At 39.7% G+C, this 21,562-nt stretch carries 17 protein-coding genes and 1 tRNA gene; 14 read left to right on the forward strand and 4 right to left on the reverse strand.

What is annotated here, in order from left to right; translation table 11 throughout:
* Positions 1-5 precede the first annotated feature (5 nt).
* The 5 genes from K2W90_06670 to K2W90_06690 all read left to right on the forward strand — a co-directional run bounded on the left by K2W90_06670 (position 6) and on the right by K2W90_06690 (position 5,862).
* On the forward strand, positions 6-428 hold the full coding sequence (locus tag K2W90_06670) for a hypothetical protein (GenBank protein ID MBY0354017.1): 423 nt from the start codon (positions 6-8) through the stop codon (positions 426-428).
* Positions 428-988 carry an ATP synthase F1 subunit delta gene (atpH, locus tag K2W90_06675; GenBank protein ID MBY0354018.1) on the forward strand — a complete coding sequence of 187 codons (561 nt, stop codon included), beginning with the start codon at positions 428-430 and terminating at the stop codon, positions 986-988. The genes K2W90_06670 and atpH overlap by 1 nt, the downstream gene beginning before the upstream one ends.
* Positions 982-2,487, forward strand: coding sequence for a F0F1 ATP synthase subunit alpha (gene atpA / locus K2W90_06680; protein ID MBY0354019.1), 1,506 nt, complete (start codon positions 982-984; stop codon positions 2,485-2,487). Before atpH ends, atpA begins: the two co-directional genes overlap by 7 nt.
* Before the next feature lie 10 nt (positions 2,488-2,497).
* Positions 2,498-2,929, forward strand: coding sequence for a hypothetical protein (locus tag K2W90_06685; GenBank protein ID MBY0354020.1), 432 nt, complete (start codon positions 2,498-2,500; stop codon positions 2,927-2,929).
* A gap of 326 nt (positions 2,930-3,255) precedes the next feature.
* Entirely contained in the window at positions 3,256-5,862 is a 2,607-nt protein-coding gene (locus K2W90_06690; GenBank protein ID MBY0354021.1) for a cation-transporting P-type ATPase, read from the forward strand.
* A gap of 38 nt (positions 5,863-5,900) precedes the next feature.
* Here K2W90_06690 and K2W90_06695 read toward each other — a convergent pair whose 3' ends face one another.
* From K2W90_06695 to glmU, 4 genes are all read right to left on the reverse strand, one after another.
* Complete coding sequence (locus K2W90_06695) at positions 5,901-6,665, reverse strand: rRNA pseudouridine synthase (GenBank protein MBY0354022.1); 765 nt, start codon at positions 6,663-6,665, stop codon at positions 5,901-5,903.
* A 62-nt stretch (positions 6,666-6,727) separates the two neighbouring features.
* A complete protein-coding gene (locus K2W90_06700) occupies positions 6,728-8,281 on the reverse strand; it encodes a hypothetical protein (protein MBY0354023.1) in 1,554 nt (517 codons plus the stop codon).
* Between the two features lie 91 nt (positions 8,282-8,372).
* Positions 8,373-9,623, reverse strand: a complete 1,251-nt coding sequence (locus K2W90_06705) for an exonuclease SbcCD subunit D (GenBank protein MBY0354024.1) — start codon at positions 9,621-9,623, stop codon at positions 8,373-8,375.
* Positions 9,620-11,098, reverse strand: a complete 1,479-nt coding sequence (gene glmU, locus K2W90_06710) for a bifunctional UDP-N-acetylglucosamine diphosphorylase/glucosamine-1-phosphate N-acetyltransferase GlmU (protein ID MBY0354025.1) — start codon at positions 11,096-11,098, stop codon at positions 9,620-9,622. The genes K2W90_06705 and glmU overlap by 4 nt, the downstream gene beginning before the upstream one ends.
* Before the next feature lie 201 nt (positions 11,099-11,299).
* Between glmU and K2W90_06715 the strand changes: the two genes are divergently transcribed.
* The 9 genes from K2W90_06715 to K2W90_06755 form a co-directional block, all read left to right on the forward strand.
* Positions 11,300-11,388: transfer RNA gene (locus K2W90_06715), tRNA-Ser, on the forward strand.
* Between the two features lie 30 nt (positions 11,389-11,418).
* Positions 11,419-11,841: a cupin domain-containing protein gene (locus tag K2W90_06720; GenBank protein MBY0354026.1), complete on the forward strand. Its 423-nt coding sequence runs from the start codon at positions 11,419-11,421 to the stop codon at positions 11,839-11,841.
* An 89-nt stretch (positions 11,842-11,930) separates the two neighbouring features.
* Positions 11,931-12,422 (forward strand): hypothetical protein, encoded by a 492-nt coding sequence (locus tag K2W90_06725; GenBank protein MBY0354027.1) that lies wholly within the window; start codon positions 11,931-11,933, stop codon positions 12,420-12,422.
* 119 nt (positions 12,423-12,541) lie between these two features.
* Complete coding sequence (locus tag K2W90_06730; protein MBY0354028.1) at positions 12,542-13,393, forward strand: hypothetical protein; 852 nt, start codon at positions 12,542-12,544, stop codon at positions 13,391-13,393.
* Positions 13,394-13,401: 8 nt separating this feature from the next.
* Positions 13,402-14,319 carry an archaetidylserine decarboxylase gene (gene asd, locus K2W90_06735; protein ID MBY0354029.1) on the forward strand — a complete coding sequence of 306 codons (918 nt, stop codon included), beginning with the start codon at positions 13,402-13,404 and terminating at the stop codon, positions 14,317-14,319.
* Positions 14,320-14,335: 16 nt separating this feature from the next.
* Complete coding sequence (locus K2W90_06740; GenBank protein ID MBY0354030.1) at positions 14,336-14,998, forward strand: ribulose-phosphate 3-epimerase; 663 nt, start codon at positions 14,336-14,338, stop codon at positions 14,996-14,998.
* 65 nt (positions 14,999-15,063) lie between these two features.
* Positions 15,064-17,310, forward strand: a complete 2,247-nt coding sequence (locus tag K2W90_06745; protein MBY0354031.1) for an ATP-grasp domain-containing protein — start codon at positions 15,064-15,066, stop codon at positions 17,308-17,310.
* An 89-nt stretch (positions 17,311-17,399) separates the two neighbouring features.
* Positions 17,400-20,987: a hypothetical protein gene (locus K2W90_06750; GenBank protein MBY0354032.1), complete on the forward strand. Its 3,588-nt coding sequence runs from the start codon at positions 17,400-17,402 to the stop codon at positions 20,985-20,987.
* A 130-nt stretch (positions 20,988-21,117) separates the two neighbouring features.
* Positions 21,118-21,562: hypothetical protein (locus tag K2W90_06755; GenBank protein ID MBY0354033.1), on the forward strand; the 445-nt coding region annotated here is incomplete at its 3' end.

Consider the following 21,562-nt stretch of genomic DNA (forward strand, 5'->3'; position numbering starts at 1 on the left):
ATGTATTGATAAAAGCATACGTGGTGCCGTTTTTGTATGAACAACTTAGATCGTTAAGAAAACGAGAAACTGAGCTTTTAGAAAAAGAAAAGCTGATAATGTCTACCATGAATCGCGTTGAGCGCACTATTTCTCATCAAAAAAAGATGTTTGTTTTGCTCGAGCGTAAAGTAAAAACATGGTATGACTCTGAGCAAGAAAGAAAAGAAGTGCTTGATAAAGAGCATGAAAAAATTAGAGAGCAGATTACTGAGAAAAGAAAAATTCAAGCAACGTTTTTGACGTTGGCAAAAGAAATGCAACAAGCAATTCCTGAAGCGGTAGATCTTGCACGCAAAGAGCTTGTTCAAAAATATGCTCACGACAAAGGCAAGAATGTTCTTAAACAATGTATTGAACAGTTTGGGTCAGTAAAAACAACGTTATAATGATTTTAAAAAGTGAAGCACTTGCGAAAAAATATGCGCAAGCGCTGATGAATCTTTATCAAGACCTTCTTGACGATCGTTGCTATCAAAGCTTGCTCGTGTTGGAAGCGTTTTTTAAGAAACATAAATACGTTTGTGTTTATTTAGATATTCCAACCATTAGTGATGAATTTAAAGAGCTTATGCTCAAAAAGATTTTAGAAACACTTAATATTTGTAAGACCATTGTGCGCTTGATTAAGCCGTTGCTTAAGCACCGTCGTATTGAGATGATTTATGATATTGTGTGTCAAGTGATTAGGTTGTATCGCATTCGCAAAAATATGTTACTCTTTGAGGTAACTACATCGCACCATTTAACTGATCAAGAACAACAGGAAGTCATTGTACAGTTAGAAAAAATTCCAGAAGTGAAAAAGGTAGAAGTGACTTTTTTAGTTGATTCTGAGTTGGTGTGTGGCATTAAGATAAAAGGTGAGACTCTTATGTGGGAGAGCTCCATTGCGCAACATTTAGAAAATGTAAAACGTTCAGTGCTTCGACGAGTGAGACTATGGTAGAAAGAGATACGGATATAATTTCTATTCTTGAGAAATCATTAAGTGATAAGCCCCAAGAAAAATTAGAAGAAATTGGGACGGTTATTAAAGTTGGCGATGGTATTTGTAAGGTCTATGGCCTGACCAATGCTATTTTTGGCGAGTTTATTAATTTTGAAAATGGTGGCAAGGGGATTATCCTTGATCTTGACGAAGATTATGTTTCTGTTGTTTTGCTTGATAGCAGCTGTATTGTTATTGAGCAAGAAGTTGCACATCGCACGGGAACTGTTTTCTGTGTGCCGGTTGGCGAGGCTCTTGTTGGTCGCGTTGTTAATGCTCGTGGTATGCCGCTGGATGCGTGTGGTGAAATAAAAGCTGAAAAACTAATGCCTGTTGAGCATGCTGTTGCCGGTATTGCACAGCGTAGCCCAGTAAACCGTTCAATGGAAACTGGTATTGTGGTTGCCGATAGTTTAATTCCCATTGGTCGTGGGCAGCGTGAGCTGATTATTGGTAATCGTGGCACAGGAAAGACCACCATTGCTATTGATACCATTTTGCATCAAAAGGGCAAAAACGTTATCTGTATTTACGTTTCGATTGGTAATAAGCAGTCGAGCACGGCAAAAATTATTTATGAATTTGAAAAGCATGGTGCCTTTGAGTATTGTATTGTGGTTAATGCAGATGCTAAAGAATCTGCCTTAAATCAATTCTTGGCTCCATATTCGGGCTGCACCATTGGTGAATATTTTATGAAAAAGGGCAAAGACGTTTTGATTGTTTACGATGATCTGAGCGCGCATGCCATTGCGTATCGTGAATTGTCGCTTTTGTTGCGCCGTCCACCTGGACGTGAAGCGTATCCTGGCGATATTTTTTATATTCACTCGCGTCTTTTAGAGCGTGCGGGCCAGCTTTCTGCCGAGCAAGGTGGTGGTTCGTTAACTGCATTGCCAATTATTCAAACGCAGGGCGACGACATTTCTGCTTACATTCCGACCAATCTTATTTCAATAACTGATGGTCAGATCTTTTTAGATACCAGTTTATTTAATAGTGGTATGCGGCCTGCCGTTAATGTTGGCTTGTCGGTATCACGTGTTGGTGGTTCTGCCCAGACCAAGGCTATTAAAAAAGTTGCAGGGACATTAAAACTTGATTTAGCACAGTACAATGAATTGCTGGCATTTGCGCAATTTGGCTCAGAGCTTGACCGTGCAAGTCGGCGTGTGCTGGACCGTGGTAGGCGGGCAACCGAATTATTGAAGCAAGACGAGCATGTGACGTATTCGTTTGTTGATCAAGTTTTGTTTTTGTTTCTTTTGAAAGAAGGTTTTTTAGATAAACTTACGATAGAATATGTTAAGCCTTTTGCTGCACAATTTGTTAGTTACGTTCATGGAACCAACCAAGCGCTTTATATGCACATTCAAACAACAAAAGAATTGTCTGACGACGATGCTGCTGAATTGCGAAAAGCTGCTGAAGAGTTTGGGTTGATTTTTTCTGAATAACTACTGAGCTATGACACTATTTTTAGTAAATTTTTTGACGATTCTTTCATTGTTTTTTTCTTTATTTTTTTTAACCAATTGTGGACGAAAAAATCGTTCACTCTTTTCTTTTCCAACAGAAAAAGTAGAAAAAATTAATACGCTCGATTTACCTTCAGTGCGTTGTCTACATGTTGAACGTGTTGCTATTACCAATATAATTTCTTGGCAACCTGTTACGAGTCCTAAGGATACGGTAACACTGGTTGGTTACGAAGTGTACCGTTTAAACCAACAGGGTTTTATTGCGCGTTCACCGCTCAACGATGTTTTTTTGACTGTCTGCGAATTTGTTGATCAGCACACTGTTAATGATCACTTGGCATATGTTGTGCGTGCAGTTTTTAAAAAGAATGATTCGCTGAAACGAGGGCCAGTTAGTCAGGTTGTTGCTGCTCAATAATAAAAAATAGGTTTAAAAAAAACTCCCTCCAACTTAGGACAAGCTGGAGGGTTGGGGGGGCGAACAATACATAAGTATTGTTCATTTAGGGACTTTGTTTACAAAGACATTGTAACAATATCTTTGTAAAAATCTATTAATCTCAATAAATAACTTATGCTTGCAAGAGGGTAGCAGCCTGGTACTCCTATGTCAAGAAAAAAACTTTTCTATATCGCTAGTTTTTTTAAAATAAAAATTCTTTGTTTGTTGAAAAAATTATTGCAATTACGTTATATGTTAATGATGTTTTGAATGAATGATAGCAAACAAAGCTTGGTGGTACAATGAATGCATATCAGAAATCAATTAATGAGTTAGAAAAAGAATTGCAAATTGATAGTCAACAAGGATTATCATTGCCAATAGTTCATGAACGGCAAAAATGTTATGGTTACAATGTTATCACCCAAAAACAAACAACAACCTGGTTGAGTGTTTTAATGAGCCAGTTTCTGAATCCTTTAATGATTATTTTGTTGCTTGCAGCAGGAGCAAGTTTTTTTTTAAACGAATACAAAGATAGTATTATTGTTTTGATTGTTGTAGTCGTTAATATTATTATTGGTTTTGTACAAGAATGGCGAGCCGATCGAGCGAGACAGCTTCTAAAATCATATGAAGTCTCGTGGTGTAAGGTTAAGAGATCGGGGCATTATGGTATTGTTGATGCTGCTTCGTTGGTGCCGGGTGATGTTGTTGTTCTTGAAGCGGGTTCTCGAGTTCCTGCCGATATGCGTCTTTTTTTTGTTGCTGATTGTATGATAGACGAAGCGCTGTTAACGGGCGAAGCAAAGCCAGTAAAAAAAGAGTGTGGGGTTTTATTGGAGGTTTGCCCGGTTGGGAATCGGCGTAATATGGCTTATGCTGGCACGCATGTGTTGAACGGCAAGGCAGAAGGAGTTGTGGTTGCTACCGGGGCTGCAACGCAACTTGGTATGATTGCTGCTTTGGTTAGTGAAACAAAACGAGGTTTAACGCCCTTGCAAGAGCAGTTGAAGCGGTTTAGCTGGCTTCTTGGTGGAGGAATGGTTAGCTTAACAGCAGGTGTGGTTGCTCTTGGCGTTGCTCGTGGCCACGCCTTGGGCGATTTGATAACGACTGGCATCGCACTGGCTGTTGCTGCTGTACCAGAAGGCATGTTGGTTGCGTTGACTGTTGTGTTAGCGCTTGGAATGCGGCGCATGTTACAGCGTCAAGCTTTGGTTAGGCATCTTGTGGCGGCAGAAACGTTGGGTAGTGTTTCGGTTATTTGTACTGATAAAACAGGGACATTAACAGAGGGACGCATGTGCGTTGTAAAAGCTATAACATCTGCTATAGAGTATGACTTTGATCAAGAGAACCAGCGTGTTCTATCATTGGATTCTGAAATTAATTATTTGTTGACGGCTTGTGTTTTGAATAGTAATGCCGATGTTGATGTGGTACATAAAACGTTTATTGGTCAACCAACGGAAGTGGCATTATTGGCGGCAGCGCATGCAGCAGGCATAGATAGTGCTGTGTGTCGGCAAGAATTTGTGCGGTTGGCAGAGCTGCCTTTTTCTTCTGAAAAAAAATATATGGCTACAGTACATCGTTATTTTGAAGAAGAAGTTCTTATAGTAAAAGGTGCGCCTGAAAAAATTTTTTCATTGTGTAAGCAAAATGCTGCCTTGCAGAAATTTGAGCAACGAATGCGAGAATTATCGGCCCAGGGCCTGCGTTTGCTTGCTGTTGCTGAAGCAAAAAAATCTCATATTTCATTAGAGCATGATATAAAAAATTTAGATTGTCTTGGACTTATTGGGATCCAAGATCCATTGCGTAAGCATGCGGCTGATACGGTGCGTGAGCTTAAAAATGCAGGAATTTACGTTGTGCTGGTTACTGGCGATCATGTAGAAACAGCAACGCATGTTGCTCGTTTGGTTGGGTTGCCTGTTGGGAACGAACGTGTCATGTCTGGCAGCAATCTAGATCAATTGATGCCAGGCCAACTTGAGGACCTAATTCAAAACATTACCGTTTTTGCGCGTGTTGAGCCGCGTCATAAAATTGACATTGTTCGTGCTTGGCAACAAAAGAGCCAGTCGGTTGCTATGACTGGTGATGGTGTTAATGATGCTCCGGCGCTTAAAGCGGCTGATATTGGTGTTGCTCTGGGCTCTGGATCTGATGTTGCACATGAAACGGCGAGCATTGTTTTGTTGGACAATAATTTGTCTACGATAAGTGCTGCTGTTCGTGAGGGGCGTATTATTTTTGATAATATTCGTAAAATAATTGTTTACTTGATGACCGACAGTTTTAGTGAAATTGTTTTAATTGGTTCTGCCTTTATTCTTGACCTTCCGTTGCCCATTACTGCGGCGCAAATTTTTTGGATTAATTTAGTATCAGATGGGCTGCCATATCTTGCGTTAACGGTTGAGCCTGCAGAGCCTGATGTGATGATTCAAAAGCCGCGCAGCAAAAATGAGTCGATTGTGAGCCGTGAAATGAAGCTTTTGATTTTTGTTATTGGTATAATTACTGATTTTTTTTTACTTACTCTTTATATGATTCTATTAAAATTTTCAGTTTTTGATTTTGCTTATATTCGTACTATTATTTTTACGGCGCTTTCGATTCATACATTGTTTTATGTTTTTTCAGTTCGAAGTATGCGATCTTCTTTTTTTACTATGAATCCATTTTCTAATCGAATGCTGAATTATGCCGTAGTTATTTCATTTTTGATGCAATTAGCTGTTGTGTACCTACCCTTTTTGCAAGATCTTTTTGATACGGTTGCATTGGGCTTTTTTGAATGGTTTTTAGTTGTTGGCTTGTCTTTAGTTAAAGTTATTAGTATTGAGCTAGTAAAGCATTTTTTTATAGCAACAAAAAAAAGACCTACGAGTGTTTAAACTTGTAGGTCTTTTTTTTGTTTAAAAAATATAAAAACTTATTTAGAATTTTTGGCAATGCGCTTTGTTGGTACGTATTTTACTTCTGGTGCTTGGAGCATTCTGATTTCTTCTTGAGTCAGGTAGCGCCAGTTACCTTTGGTAACACCGCGTTTGGTAAGCGACGAGTAGGCAACGCGATCAAGCTTGGTTACGTGGTACCCAAGATGCATAAAAATTCTTCTAATAATGTGATAGCGGCCGCTGTGTAATTCAACCCCAACATGGCGTTTGGTTCTGCCTTGCACAAAATAGGCCCGATCTGCTTTAACTTTGCCGTCTCGTAACGTGATGCCGTTTCTAATCTTTTCTAAATCGCGCGGATCTAGATCGCGGTCAAGCAGTGTGTGATACACTTTTTTTCTGGCAAAGCGTGGATGTGCGAGTTGCTGTGCTAAATCTCCATCGTTGGTCATAATCAAAACACCGGTGGTGTCTTGGTCTAAACGACCAACTGGATAAATGCGTTGCTTGCTTGGTAGCTGGACCAGTTCCATAACTGTTCGTTCTTGGTTAGGGTCTGAAAGCGTACAAACAAAGCCTTCTGGCTTGTTAAGCAAGATATAGACCTTCTTTTCAGGTCGAACAACTCTGCCTTGGCAGGTTATAGTGTCGGTAGGGTTTATGCGTTCGCCAGGGTTTTTAACAATAGCCCCGTTGATAGCGATAAGTCCTTCATTAATCAAATCGGTCACTTTGCGGCGTGACGAGAGCCCACAATGGGCTAAATATTTGGTTAATTGCGTTTTTTGGTTTGTTTCCATAGGTATCCTCACTACAATGATACCCGATTATTGCCGGTTTGGCTAATGCTAAAAGCTGTAAATTATAGCATTATTTCGTATTTAGCCCCACTTTTTATCAAAGCCTCGCGGACTTGTTGCTCAGTGACCGTTGAGCCATGGATATCCAGATCATCATCGAGGTAAGCTTGGAGGTCTGCTATGGGCGTAGGGTCGAGCAGAAACAAGGTTTGTAGAACATTTTTATTGCGAACAATAAGAATAAGTTCGTCTCTGAATTTAATAACCTCGTTGGCGTCAGGAATACTGATTTTATTAAGATTTGTTTTCATGATGGTTTGAGAGGTAATCATTTTGGCTAATTTCTTGGCCAGTTGTGCAAGTTTTCCCTTGAGGCTGTTAAGCGAAGCGGCCAGCGTTTCTAGTGAGTTGAGATGGCCTATTAGAGCAGGAAGTGGTGGTGTGAGAAGGGTTTGTAGGTTTTGGAGATGAGTTGGGACTGATGATGTTGGATTGTTTGTAACATTATGTTGGTACCGGGCATCGGCAAAGAGTTTGGTAAGAGATCCGAGTAGTTTACTTTTTTGTTCGGTTGTTATTGTGTCAAGAAATGCTTTTCTAAAAACGGCATTTTGGGCGTTCTCATTGAATAGTGCAAATTGTTGTACATTGCCCACATCAAAATCCCTTATTCTGATGAGTCGAATCAGGTAGGGAATAATGAAAGTATAATAATTTTTTGCAAAAGCATGCTCTTCGTTTGAGGCAAAAGCTTGTACGAAAAATGTTATAAGACTCTGATTAATCCGGTGCGCATCATTGTTTGAGTCAACAACGAGCGCAACTTTTTTGTTTTCAAGTTTTATAAGTGCCAGGCCATAGTAGTGATGCGACCCTTGCATAATTTTTATTCCAAGAAAAAAATTATGCTTATGAATTGCTGCTGTTAGTTCTTCAGATAGGTACTTAAGAGCTGCAAATCTTATGGATTGTATGGCGGGGTTGCCGTGGCTGTCAAAATAGAGAGGAGCTACAAAATTTGTTTCATTGATGCTGTTATCGTCCAAAAGTATTTTATCAAAGCCAAGAGCCCTTGTATAAGGAGAGCTATACTCATCTTCTGGCGTAAACGCAAGCCAGTCTTGTATTGTCATGCCACCGAATTCGGGATCAGTGACCGCTGAAATTTTTAATTTGGTGACCCATTTTTTTACTTTGTCTACTGCATACTTTTTATTCAATATTCGTTGTATAAAGTCTGTTGCTGAAAATGCTGGGTTTTCAACATACTTTTTTGCTGCAAGAAGATTTTTATTGGTATGATAACCGCAGTAGCCGCTTGGCCCGCTGCTGACATTAAGCATGCGAGGGTTTGCAGGATCTACCAGTTCGCTTTGCAGGGCAGTTTTTAGTTGATAGACCGGTATTCCTGAAATGTTTTTGTTGGCCAAAGCAATAGGGCTGTTAGTGCCATAGTCAGCGTGAAATGGGTCACCAGCTGCTGTTGCTGGCTCGAGGTCGATTAGTGTAATATTGTTTGTTTGTAAGAGCGCTATGAGGCTATCATACTTTGCAGCACCTGCAAGCCAACTGGGGCCACAAAGAAAAACTAACCAAATAATAATTCTGAACTTCATTTACCACCTCTTTTATCATTTTTGACCTAAAAATAATTAATGCGATGGTAAAAAAATCTGCTATTTTTTTGCAAGAGTAACCTAAAAAAATCTATTCTTGCGCTGTCGGCGTTTGCATTGTTTCGTTTAGTTCTAAAGCTTTTTTAATCAGCAGCTCTTTTTTGTCGGCCATTTCTTTCTTTTCATCAAAATAAGAGCGCAGCATGGTTTGCAAATCCATATCTACTTTGAGTTGAGCGCGGTGCTCGCGCGCCGCTATTTTGTGCTTGGGAAAGATACCAACCAGGTACATGGCCTTGCTGCAGGCTCGCTGCAGTGCGAGCACATCAACATTGTCAGAGCTCTCTTCAGGCACATGATACACAATTTTGACGATTGCATCAGTCAGGTCTTTTTTGTTGAGTTGTTCCAAAATTTGCTCAGTTTGGTTGCCTTGAGCTTCTAATTTTACTTCAACTTGAATCATAGGGCGTGTTGTGACTTTGATAAAGTCGATGTTGCACGAACTTTGATTGGCTGCTTGTTTGTCGATAGTTACACGACAAAAACCTTTGTCTTCTTTGCGCTCGCCAAAATCTACTCGTTCAATGGAGCCGGAATAGACAACCGGTGGGAAACCTTTTGGGTTGAGGTTTTGGTGGCGGTGCAAATGTCCAAGTGCTATATAATCGAACGGTGGTATGGCAAGTTGTGAGGGCAAGAAGATGGGGTCGGTGCCAAAGATTGCGCATTTTTCAGAGCCAGAAAAAATACCACTACTCACCGTTAAATGTCCTGCCAATATCGCGGGAATTGTTGGGTCAAGTTGTTCGGCCAGTGAGCTGATAATATGTCCCACTTTTTCAGACAAGCAGGTTGCAATTTCGGCGTTGTTTTTGAAGCGATGTTCGCTGTTGGCAACCAGCGTGTTACGTGTTGGCCAGGGAATGCCTACCACTTGAACCGGTCCGTTTTTTGTTTTTATGGTTACCGCCTCAGGTTTTGAAAAGACATAAAAATTATCGAGCGGCAAGTAGTCAAAAATATCGAGTGCGTTTGCTTTACCAAAACTGAGCGGGTGGTCGTGGTTGCCAATGACAATAGCAACTGGAATTTTTGCCGTGTGTAGCTTGAGCAAGAGAGAACACAAAAGCTTTTGCTGTGTGGGGGTTGGGTACGCTGTTTTGTACGCATCCCCACACAGCAAAAAGAGATCTATATTTTCTGCAACTGCTTTATTTACGCATTCTTCAAGCGCATTTTTAAAATCAAGCAATCGTGTGTGAATTCCCGTTTTAGCGTCAATTTTTCCATAGTTTTCAACGCCAAAGTGAACGTCCGCGGTGTGGTAAAGCGTGATCATAGTTCGTTATGTTCCGTGTTGGTTGTTTTTACTGCGCCCAGAAAGTTGAGTGCTTTTTTATCATTGGCACACGATGTTTTTTTTTGTAATTTTTCACGCATTTTTTTTGCGTAACCTTCTTTGTTTACTTGCTTTGAACGACCAATGGCTAGGCTGTCTTGAGGGACATCGTTGGTAATGGTAGAGCCTGCTGCAGTATAGGAATCTTTGCCAATGGTAATTGGTGCTACGAGCGTGTTGTTGCTGCCAACAAAAGCATTGTCTTCAATAACGGTTGGGTGTTTTTGCTCGCCATCATAATTGCATAGTACGGTTCCGGCGCCAATATTAACGCCAGTACCAACGGTGGCGTTGCCTAAATAAGCCAGATGTTTCATTTTGGTATTAGCGCCAATGGTTGTTTGTTTAATTTCAACAAAGTTGCCAATTTCAGCATTTGCACCAATAACAACATTATTGCGTAAGCGCGCAAAGGGACCAACGTGAGCATTGTTTTCAATAATACTATCTTGAATAACTGAGTGTGAGTGAATGTGAACATTGTCTTGTGTTGTAGTATTTTCTACAATTGAAAACGCTCCAATAGTGTTTTCTTCGCCAAGTTTTGTTTTGCCCAGCAAATGTACGCCGGTGCCAATAAATGAGCCGGCACCAATTTCAACATCAATATCGATATGAATACTTTGTGCTAATTCAAAACGTACGCCTTGCAGCATCCAGTGTTTAATAAATTCTGATCGTTTAATTTGTTCAACCGACCACAGCTCTTGCAGGGTGTTGATGCCGCGTACATTGTCGTAGGGAACATTCACCACATGTACCGGTAGGCCTTGGTCGCTAGCCATATTGATTAAATCAGTAAAATAAATTTCGCCAGAAGCTGCACTTGGTTTTATGTGATGAATATTTTGCTTTAAAAAGCTTTTTTTAATTACATAAATACCGGCGTTAATGCGGTTAAGTGCTCGTTGCTCTTCGGTACAATCTTTGTCTTCAATAATTCTTACTGCACCGTCGTTATAACCAATAACGCGTCCGTAGCCGGTAGGGTCTAAAACTAATGTTGAACAAAATGAGATGATTGATTTGCTTTCTTGGTGTTCAATGAGCAACGTGCGGATCAATTCTTTTGGTACGAGTGGGGTGTCGCCATACAAAATGAGAATATCTTCTTGGTCCCATGTTTCTTCAGAGCAGGCAACGGCGTGGCCGGTTCCTTTTTGTTCTTCTTGGATAACAAAGCGTGTTTTTGCTATGCCCGACTTTTCAATTTCGTTTTTTACTTCTTGGGCTTGGTAACCCAAAACAAGTGTCATGGGAAGGTTGAGATCTTCCAATACTTTGAGTGGATACAAAATCATGCTTCTGCCACAAATGTTGAACAACATCTTTGTTTTTTTTGTTTTAAAGCGGCTTGCTTGTCCTGCGGCCAAAACGATAGCTTGGGTATTCCAATTGATTCGTGTATTCTCCATCAGACGCTCCTTTTATTTAAGCATAATTGTTCTGGATTTTTTATTGTTGTTTTTATCAAAATGATTTTACTTCTTTTAAAGGGTGCTTTAAACTTAGCTCGCTTGAAAAGCTTTTTGTAAAGATATATGCTAAAATACTGATAAAGCAAATTATTTTTTAATTTTTTTGTTTTCTTTGATACTACGCGCACGTTCGATTTTGGAGAGATGGCTGAGTGGTCGAAAGCGGCTGCCTCGAAAGCAGTTATCCCGTTAACCCGGGATCATGGGTTCGAATCCCATTCTCTCCTCTCTTTTAAAAAAATCTTTGGAGTAAGTTCATGGAGAAAGATATCGTAGTTCCAAGCCAACAGATTGTGCCTGGCATTAAATATGATCAGCTTGTTAATGTTGTTCCCAAAGACTGGGGCCATGAAGAGTGGATTGTTAACAATGCAAAATACTGTGGCAAAAAATTGGTATTTAATACCGGTTGTCGCTGTTCGTTGCATTATCACAAAATAAAAGAAGAAACGTTTTATGTTGTTTCAGGCAAAGTTTATGTAGAGCTTGTTGATGGCAACAAAAAAATTAATCGTGTTATGGAGCCGGGCGACACGCAACACATTGTGCCAGGGCTGTGGCATCGCATTACTGCCCTGCAGCCTTCTGAAGTGATGGAATTTTCTACCTTCCACATGGACGAAGATTCGTATCGCATTGAAGCAAGTGGCAAAATTGATCTGCGTGAGCTTGGGTTTTAAGTGTTACGCATGATAATAACTATGAATTTCAAAAAATATCTTTTGGTACTTGGTATTGTTGTGGCTTCGGCTGTGGGAATATTTTTTTTTTGATTCAGCGCAATATACTCATTATTCATTGGGCTTGGTTGTCTACACCGGTTAAGAGTGCACAAGTTCAGGCATTGCAGGCGGTAGTTCGTAAGCCGGTTATCTATCATTTTTTCAAACATGATAAGCCTGATCGTGAACAAGCCTTTTTAATGTGGCATAAGCATGATCTTGGACATAATGTTAAGCATTTAGTGGGTGGTTGGCTTGTGTGTGTGCAAGAAGAGCGCTTGGTTGACCACGCGGTGCGGCTTGAGACGGTGTCATTTTCTTTGTATAACCAAGAAGTTTATCTTTCGTTTACGCAGGCATTGTTTAAAAAAGATGATTCAATTTTGAAGAAATGGCAGTTGACTGAAAGCCTTTTAAAGACCTTGCGTGACGCAGGAATAGACATTCGTGCTATTTCATTGTTGGTTGATCATCAACCAATGAGTGATGAACATCTTGATTTTTCTCAATCGTGGCCTTTAGAAGGTTTTGTAAAATAGAGTTTTCTTTTGGACATTATTTTTGTTGCGTAGCACTTTTTTGTTTGCTATAACCAACCAAGTTGTTAGACCGTTGATTAACGGCGAATGAATTATCTTTTAACGCGAGGAGAGAAGCGATGAAGAAGATCAAGAAACTGGTAATGTATGCGTTTGTTGGGGTTATGGCCTTTGATTCTGGTCTGCATGCAGAATGTCCGTATGTGTGCAAGAACGAGACTAAAAAAATTGCCACATCAACATTCTTGAATGATCTTGCCAAGACTTGTGATAAAGTTGGTAAAGCAGTTGGTGCGCAAGATCAAAAACAGCGTCAGCAAGCGGCATGTGAAATAGTGGGATCGTTGTTATCATTAGCGGCAAATGTGACTCAAAAAAATGAAAAAGATCGAGCTGCAAAATCAGCTGATCAAGCAACACGTATTGCCCAGGAAATCGAAGAAATTATGTGTGCTTCAAGCGAATGTCGTTCTGTTGATGGTGCTTGTAATAAGACTATCTTAACACCTGATAAAAAAAGACTTGCTGCTATTGAACGCAAAATAAGCATGAATGATAAAGAATTTTCAGAAAATTTCTTTGCAAGTATTACTCCGTTTGTGCAAGAAAATATTGTAGCTGTCGTCAAACATTTGAAACATAATCGTCTACATTTTCGTGATCAGACTATTGCCGATATGGCAATAGACTTTGCTGATGATGTGATGGAAGATATAGACAAGCCTGTTACAAATTCAGATGGTAAGCCTGTTGTTGATGATGGCACACAAGTTTCACAAGAAGTTTTGACATTAATGGGTTCTATTTGGCATCTTGTAAAAAAGGTTTTAAAGCAAAATAAAAATGTGCTGACGTATCTTAAAGAGCAGGCAATTTTGTTGAGTGCTTATATGTACGAACGTATTGTTGGCGAAGTACAAGAAGATTTCTTTGACAAAATGGAAGAGTCACTGAAGCCTCAAGATAAATAAAAAATATTATGAATGAAAAAACTTCGTGGTTAAAACAGATTCAAAAAAATAAAGGCGTTCAGTTTTTTAATCAGAATAGCCTGGTTGGAGAGCAAACTGAAAAGTTTGCTCTCCTTAATTTTTTATATACTAGTTCTCTTGGTAAAATACTGCGCCCATTGGCTCGGCATCGTTTTATGGCCAAAATTTTTTCTATTTATCAAAACTCTGGATTGACTAAGTCTAAAATACAGCCATTTATTGAGCATTATAGTATTGATATGAATGATTTTGTTGTTCCTGAAGGGGGCTATTATTCGTTTAATAATTTTTTTACCCGTGCACTAAAGCCTGGAGCACGGTTAATTGATGAGCGCGATAGTGTCTTGATTAGCCCAGCTGATGCAAAATGCTTTGTGCTTGAAAACCTGCAAGATGATAACGAATTTTTTGTTAAAAACTGTTCTTTTAAATTGACAGATTTTTTAAAAAATAGTGAATTGGCCGGTCAATATGAGCAGGGGACTATGATGGTTTTTAGGCTGGCACCCTACGATTATCATCGCTATCATTTTCCTACCGATTGTGTTGTGCAAAAAACAGACGTTATTCATGGTCATTTAGAATCGGTTAATCCCATTACTTTTGCAACCGGATTGCAGCCATTGGTGCAAAATGAGCGTCATCTTGTTACTTTACAAACGAAAAAATTTGGTGATATTCTCATGATTATTGTTGGCGCCATGCTGGTGGGAAAAATTGTATCAACGCATCGAGTCTCACAAAATTATAAAAAAGGCGAGCAAGCTGGTCTGTTTGAATTTGGGGGGTCAACTGTAGTTTTATTGTTTAAAAAAGATATGATCAAGCTACGAGCAGACTTGCTAAAAAATTCTTCTGAAAAAAAAGAGACAGTTGTAAAAATGGGCGAAGCGGTTAGTGAATGAGAAAGGAGCGGGAGTAATGAAAATTTATCCTTCATTAATTTCGTGTGATGTTTTGAATTTAGCAACAACATTAACAACGCTGAACGCTCATGTTGATGGCTATCATATTGACATTATGGACGACCATTTTGTGCCTAATCTTACCTGGGGTCCAACATTAGTAAACGCTCTAGCGGGAGCCACAACCAAGCCGCTTCAACTACATTTAATGGTCGATAATCCGGCTTCGTGGGTAAGCCGTTTGCAGTTGCAACCAAAAGATAGCTTTGTTTTTCATCGCGAAGTATTAAAAGATGTTCGTGATGGAATGCGACTTATTGAAGAGCTGCAAAAGCGAGGTATAAAAACGGGGCTTGCGCTTAACCCTCAAACGGGGCTTGAAAAGCTTACTCCCTTTGCCGAGTTGCTTGACGAGGTACTTGTAATGTCGGTAAATCCTGGTTTTTCTGGCCAAAAATTTATAGAAAGTGTGCGGGAGAAGGTGCCTGCATTGGTCCAACTGCGCGAGCGTGAAAATTTTAATTTTAAGATTTGCATGGATGGTGGCATTGGTTCTGACAACATTTGTTCGTTGGAGCAGGCAGGTGTTGATATGGTTTCGGTTGCCTCGGCAATTTTTTCTTCAAAAAATTATGCTGAAGCGCTAAAAAATTTATATACTTTGCTTGGCAAATCTTAAAAAAGCACTTAAAACTAGTAAAAAATTATTCAAAAAAAATATCCACAAAAGAGAAAAGTAACGCAATGAATATCAACAAGAAGCTACGTATTGGCGTTTTGATGGGTGGTATGAACCTTGAACGTGAAGTTTCGTTCAATTCTGGCCGCACTATTTGCGATCATTTGGATACCAATATTTATGATGTGGTACCCATTTTCCAAACGGAACAAGGCGACTTATATCTATTACCCTGGCATTTTTTACATCGTGGGAAAATTGCCGATTTTATGCATCGTTTGAGTGGGGAAGCCAAGCTTATTTCATGGGATCTTTTAAAAGATCTTATTGATTTTGCCTACATAGCTATGCATGGTCGTTATGCAGAGGATGGTATATTACAGGGTATGCTTGAAATTCAAAATATACCGTATTTGGGCGCAAAGGTTTTTGCTAGTGCGTTGGGCATGGACAAAGCCTTTCATAAAGATATTTTGAAAGCTAATGGTCTGTTGGTGCCGGCAGGTATTGTGGTACGTGGTTACCAAGTTGATACTTTGTCGTTTGATGTGCTGATGAAGCGCTTAGACATTGAGCAGGTTACTTTTCCTTGCATTGTAAAACCAGCGCACGAGGGCTCAAGTTTTGGTGTTTCTGTGGTTCATGAGCCAGAAGCGCTTCTTGAAGCAATAAAAAAAGCTGCTTACGTTAACCAAGTGGCGCAAGATGTTATTGTTGAGCAAAAAATAGACGGCATGGAGTTTGTTTGTGTTTCAGTACAAAAACATAATAATGGTTCGACTGAGTGGTTTTCATTTCCCATTACGCAAGTAATTCCAGAGTCTGGCTCTGAATTTTTTGATTACGAACAAAAATATATGCCTGGTCGTGCGGCAAAAATTACGCCTGCGTTGTGTAGCGAGCACGACACTCAAAATATTATGCGTACCAGCGAGCGCGCTGCAGATGTTTTAGGTTTTAGAACAATAGCGCGCATTGATGGTATTTTGGCTCGTGATGGTGGGGTTTATTTTATTGATCCCAACTCGCTGACCGGCATGGGACCTGCTACGTTTCTTTTCCATCAAGCGGCAGAAATTGGCATGAGCCACGCCCAGCTGATTAATTTTTTGATTGCAAGCGAGTTGCGTGCGTATGGCATTCAGACTACTCTTCACGTTGAAAAGGACCAAAACATGTTAGCGCAGCAAGAAAAAATTCGGATTGTTGTTTTGTTGGGCGGCGATTCAAATGAGCGTGAAATTTCTCTTGAGTCGGGCAGGAACGTTTGTTATAAGCTTTCGCCAAACAAGTACGAAGTTATCCCTGTCTTTGTTCATGAGTCTATGCAGTTATACAAGCTTTCTCAGCGTATGCTCATTCAAAACTCAACGCGTGAAATTAGTGCTTTGATTTCTGACGACATAAAAATTGCGTGGTCAGATTTGCCAACAATTGCTGATTTTGTTTTTATTGCTTTGCATGGCGGTAAAGGAGAAAATGGTGCTGTGCAGGGAGCGCTTGAAATGCTCAAGATGCCATACAATGGTTCGGGTGTTTTAGCCAGTGCTTTGTGCATGAATAAATACCAAACAAACTCTTTTTTGAAACAAAAGGGCTTTGACGTTCCAAAAAATTATTTACTTAAAAATGATGAATGGCTTGCTAAAAGCCAACTTGACCAAGAAGCTTTTGTTGATCAATTGGCTGCCTCTTTTGCCTACCCGCTTATTATCAAACCATCTGACGATGGTTGTAGTGTTGGCGTGCACAAGGTTATGAGTAAACAAGAAGCTCTTTCCTGCATTAACAATGTATTTGCGCTTGGCAAGCGTGATGTCATGATTGAAGAATGTGTGCGTGGCATGGAGCTGACCTGCGGTGTTTATGGTAACGATAATCCAATAGCATTGCCGCCATCATATTCTGTTGCAAAAGATACCGTGTTATCGATTCAAGAAAAATTTTTGCCTGGGGATGGCCAAAATATTACACCTGCGCCAATTGATGTGCGCGCAACAGCATTGGTACAGCAAACATTGCAAGATGTGTATCAGGTTGTTGGTTGTAAAGGTTATGCGCGGATTGATTGTTTTTACCAAACGGCAGAGCAGAGCATTACTGGCTATGAGCGTGTGGTTATTCTTGAAATAAATACGTTGCCAGGGTTGACACCTGCAACCTGTTTATTCCATCAAGTAGCAGAAACCGGGAGTAAGCCCATGGCGTTTATCGACAAAATTGTTGAGCTTGGTTTTCAGCTTCATGGACATAAAAAAACGAATCATTACCATGGTGCCAAAGAAGAATTGTATACTCAGCTTTCTTCATAGTTGCGCAGCTTTCTTGACTTAGGTTCTTGTACTGGTGCTACACTAAATTCCACTTTAAAAATGTTTAATTTTTGAAAAGGAGTTTAGCTATGAGGGGCTCAAGCAAAGCGTGTACCAAGCAATGGGTTGAAATCCCGTACGGGCAAAGACTTTTTTTAAAGGTTTTTCTGTTTGCTTGCATCAGCTCGTTCCAACTCCTGCTGGGCACTGTTCAAGATATCAAGGGCACGTGGGACATTTTAAAGCCTAAGCACCGCCTGGCACTTTCGCCGGTTTGCGGTGCTATTGGCATTGAGTTTAAATATATTGAAAAGTTATACCACTTTGCAGACCCTGAGCATGCAACTACCAAAGTGATTAGAACACTTTTTAACGCCCCTCCGGGCGCCTTTACCATTAGCACTCAAAATATACCAACTTCTCTTTTTTCAATTGTTACTGTTGCCAACATACTCAACACACTCGAACTCAACAAAGATGCTGACCAGGGCGATCTTGTTAATGCCCTCGTTAAAACAATCGTTTCAGACGTTTATTTTGGACAAGAGTTTTTTAAAAAATATACCATTCTCGTTGACGCAGCACTTCAAGAATACACTTCGCAGGTTGAAGAACTTAACCGTGCACTTGAAGTTGCCCAAGCACGAAGACGAGGCATTGAACTTCTTAAGACCTTTGGCGTGGACACCAATGCAAAAAAATTCAACCCGATCGTCGCACTAAAAAAAGCTAAAACAGACCATTCAGACCGCGCGGCAGAGATTGAAGCCATTCTTACGGACTGGCAAAAAAAGGCACCAGATCAGAAGCGCCAAAAAGAAATTAAAGCATCAGCTGCGCATACCTCCTGCACACCGATTATTGAGTTTGCACGAGCTATCGCTCAATCACTTGACGAATGCTTTGACGGCGTCGACACGTCGCGCTTGTACCGGCCTTATACCACGCAACAGGCCTTTCTCGCCTGGATTTACAAAAAGGCTCAATCGAAAGCAGAATTTTCTACTTTTTTTAAAGAGCTTAATGACGACTTTTTAACCCGAGATGCAGATACCAATTGTGACCAAGCCTGGATTGAAGACGTTTACCAAGAAAATGAAGAAAACATATTGCATGAAAAATTCCAAACTGAACTAAATTCTCAAGCTGGCGAATTCATTTTCAATTTTTTTCAGGGAGATGAGTTTTCTGGTATCGTGTTAGTCGAAATAATGTTGCAGCTTTTTGGCCAGAGCGTTCCATTCTTACCTGAACACGGCAGCATAACATTTGAAGGTATCACCTTCGCTGATTGCGTAGAAACAACAATTCGTAATTTGTGCAACGTTGTTACCTACAACAAAGAAGTTAGGACGTTTGGTAATGCAAAAACGTTTACTCTCCTTCAAGTCTTGCTTGACTTTTATCAACAGTCGGAACTAAATCGTACTGAGGCCAATACGGCAAAAAGTGAGGTTCGTCAAAGCTGGAGTACCCTTGTTGAGAATTTACCAAATATTGCCTACCACCGAGCTAAATCTAAAGATCATAATAACTATTATTTTGTATGTCTGGGGGGCGTAGATGGCTTTATTAAATTCGATGGCATCGCTATTCCCGATGGGAATGTTGAAAAAAAAGAAGTGACGTTAAGCCCTCGAAATCTCGCTGGCCAAGTTATCACCACGGTTCCTGCTCAGAACTTTACCCAAATAACTGTTAACAACAGGACTTATCTTGTCGTTAGTGATGATAATTACCATTTGTTTGAAGTCATGCCATCAATCAGAAATATTGTCCTTATGTTAAATAATTTCTTCTCGTTAAATCTTTTTGCTGCCACACTACTTACAGACATATTTTTTAATGACGATTTTAACTCAACATATTTTTATACCTTGTGCGAAAAACTAAACTGGAGTATAGTAAATAAAGCAAGCTTGAATCTGAATGATGAAACAAAAAATCAAAATATTACGCTAAACAGCGCTTTTCGGCTTGCAATTTTTCCAGGCATGCATGCCTTTGCTCAACGCTTAGAAACGGCTTTGAAATTAGTTGCCACATATCAAAAAACAATCAATGACTATCTCCTTAGCAAACTTAAAGATTCTACACCTTCTCTCTTTCTTCCACTCCTTTTTGATATTTATACAAGATGTAATGTGGTCTATGTCGAATTTGATTCTTCCAAAGATGATTTTAACGATTTCTATCGCTGCTTTTTGAACAATATTCTTGACAACGAAACAAAAGTTAGTGTCATCAATAAAATTGCGGGCAATTTAGATGTAGCTCCTCATTTTATTGCTTTGTTCTGCCGATTAATTCATTCATTTCCAATACTTGATGATCTTTATTGGCAAATACAAGTAGCTCGCACCTTTGCTTTAGGAGACTTTATCAAGAAAAATAAAAATAACGAACAACTCAAACAAACTATTCAACACCTTACTCAGAAAGTTCTTGATCACACCACCAACGCTGATGCACAAATGAAGGTGTTTGAACATTTGGTACAAACACTAGTGGCATTTAATCTGCAAGATAAGATTCAAGATATTATTACCTTTGCAAAGAAAGCACCTGATTTTTTTATAATACTTCTAAGAAATAATCTCGCGTTTGAAGAAGCCATGCAATGGATTCATGAGAATAGTATTTTAAACGAAACAAGCATAGACCTACTCAGTATCTTGATTACTAAAAATCATGACCAGGCTCTTCTTTATTTTCTGGCAAATTTCGAAAAAGCAACTAAGTTGAATGACACTTTATCCAAGATTATTATATCTAAAATTAAAGATAAAAATGAATCGGACTACGAAAGGGTTATGCAACTTTGCAAAAAACAAACTGATTTGGACAATGCTAACGTTACAGCAATTCTTTTAGCAATGATTGAACAAGACTATCAACCAGCCATAACTTTTTCTCTAAACCGCCCTGAAGGAAAAGTTTTTTTTAATAGATATATGTTAGAGCTTTTTGTGGCTATGATTAAAAAAAATAATGCCGTAGCTCTCGATAAGGCAATGAAAATTGTCGAAAAGGCAAAAAATATCGATGATGGTCATATGAAGGAGCTTCTTATTGCATTGGTAAAACAAAATTATCAACCAGCTATCAAGAAAGCAATGGAAATTTTAAAAAATTTCGATTCAGATGAAGCAGACTGTGCACTTCTTAAAGCACTGATTGAAATAAACTGTCAAGAAGCTATCGATAAAGCTGAAAATATCTTTACACAAGAATCTTTGTCCGATTCAACAAGAGAATGCGAGGTTGTAGATCTTATGATTAAAAAAAATAATGACTTTGCAAGAGACCTAGCCATGAGTTATTGCAATGAAATAAATGCTGCCTATACGCTACAATTCTTCCGCACCTTGATTAACAAAGATTACGAACCAGCAATTCAACAAGCAATCAGCCTTGCTTCGGCAAACATTATTAGCTCTGCAATCCGGGCAAGAATGCTATTCGGGATCCTTTGGGCAAAGGGCTACGCAATCAATGAAGCGCAGCAGTTAATAGAAAGCTTAGGCGATAGCGTTAATAAGAATAGACTTAAACAAGCACTTGATAATTACAATGCAGCAGCACTTCGCCCCCTGAACAACCTTGCAACCGGCCTGAAAGCTCTCAAAGCAAAGCTTGCAGAACTTGGCGGCAAGCTACACGATTTGGTCTCGTAGTCTAACTCCATTTTAAAATTAAAAGGACATACGACCATGAGGGTACCAAAATGGGTGGAAATTCCGTACGGGCAAGGGCTTTCGTTAATAACTAGCTTATGGGTTAATGACTCAAAGAAAGGAAATTAATATGAATTCTATTCGACAATGTATTTCGCTTTTATTGTGGGTTATTTTATGCGTAGTTGTACCTGCTGCGTATGCGTTCAAAGATCCGGGCTTTGGGGACTATAGTGTTCTGTGGGCTCTTGATCGCGGGAATGGTGTAAAGTTTAGCAACGCAGACAAATTATTGCATCGAACGCACGAGAATAAGTGGGAAGCTGTTTCTGGTGAGCCATTTAAGTATTTGACTGTTAATGCACGGTTGCAGGTTGTAGGTTTAAATTTGCAGGGCCAATTGCTCATGCGTACAGGTATTACTGCTGGTTGTGTAGAAGGTAAAGATTGGCAGTCTGTTCAGGCGCCATTTACGTTTGATAGTATCGCGCTTGGAGCGCATAATCAGTGGTGGGGCATTCGCTTCGACGGTAAGCCAGTTTTTAAGCATCAAGCCGACTGGTTGTTAGTTTCTG

This window comes from Candidatus Babeliales bacterium (assembly GCA_019749895.1).
GTDB lineage: Bacteria > Babelota > Babeliae > Babelales > RVW-14 > AaIE-18.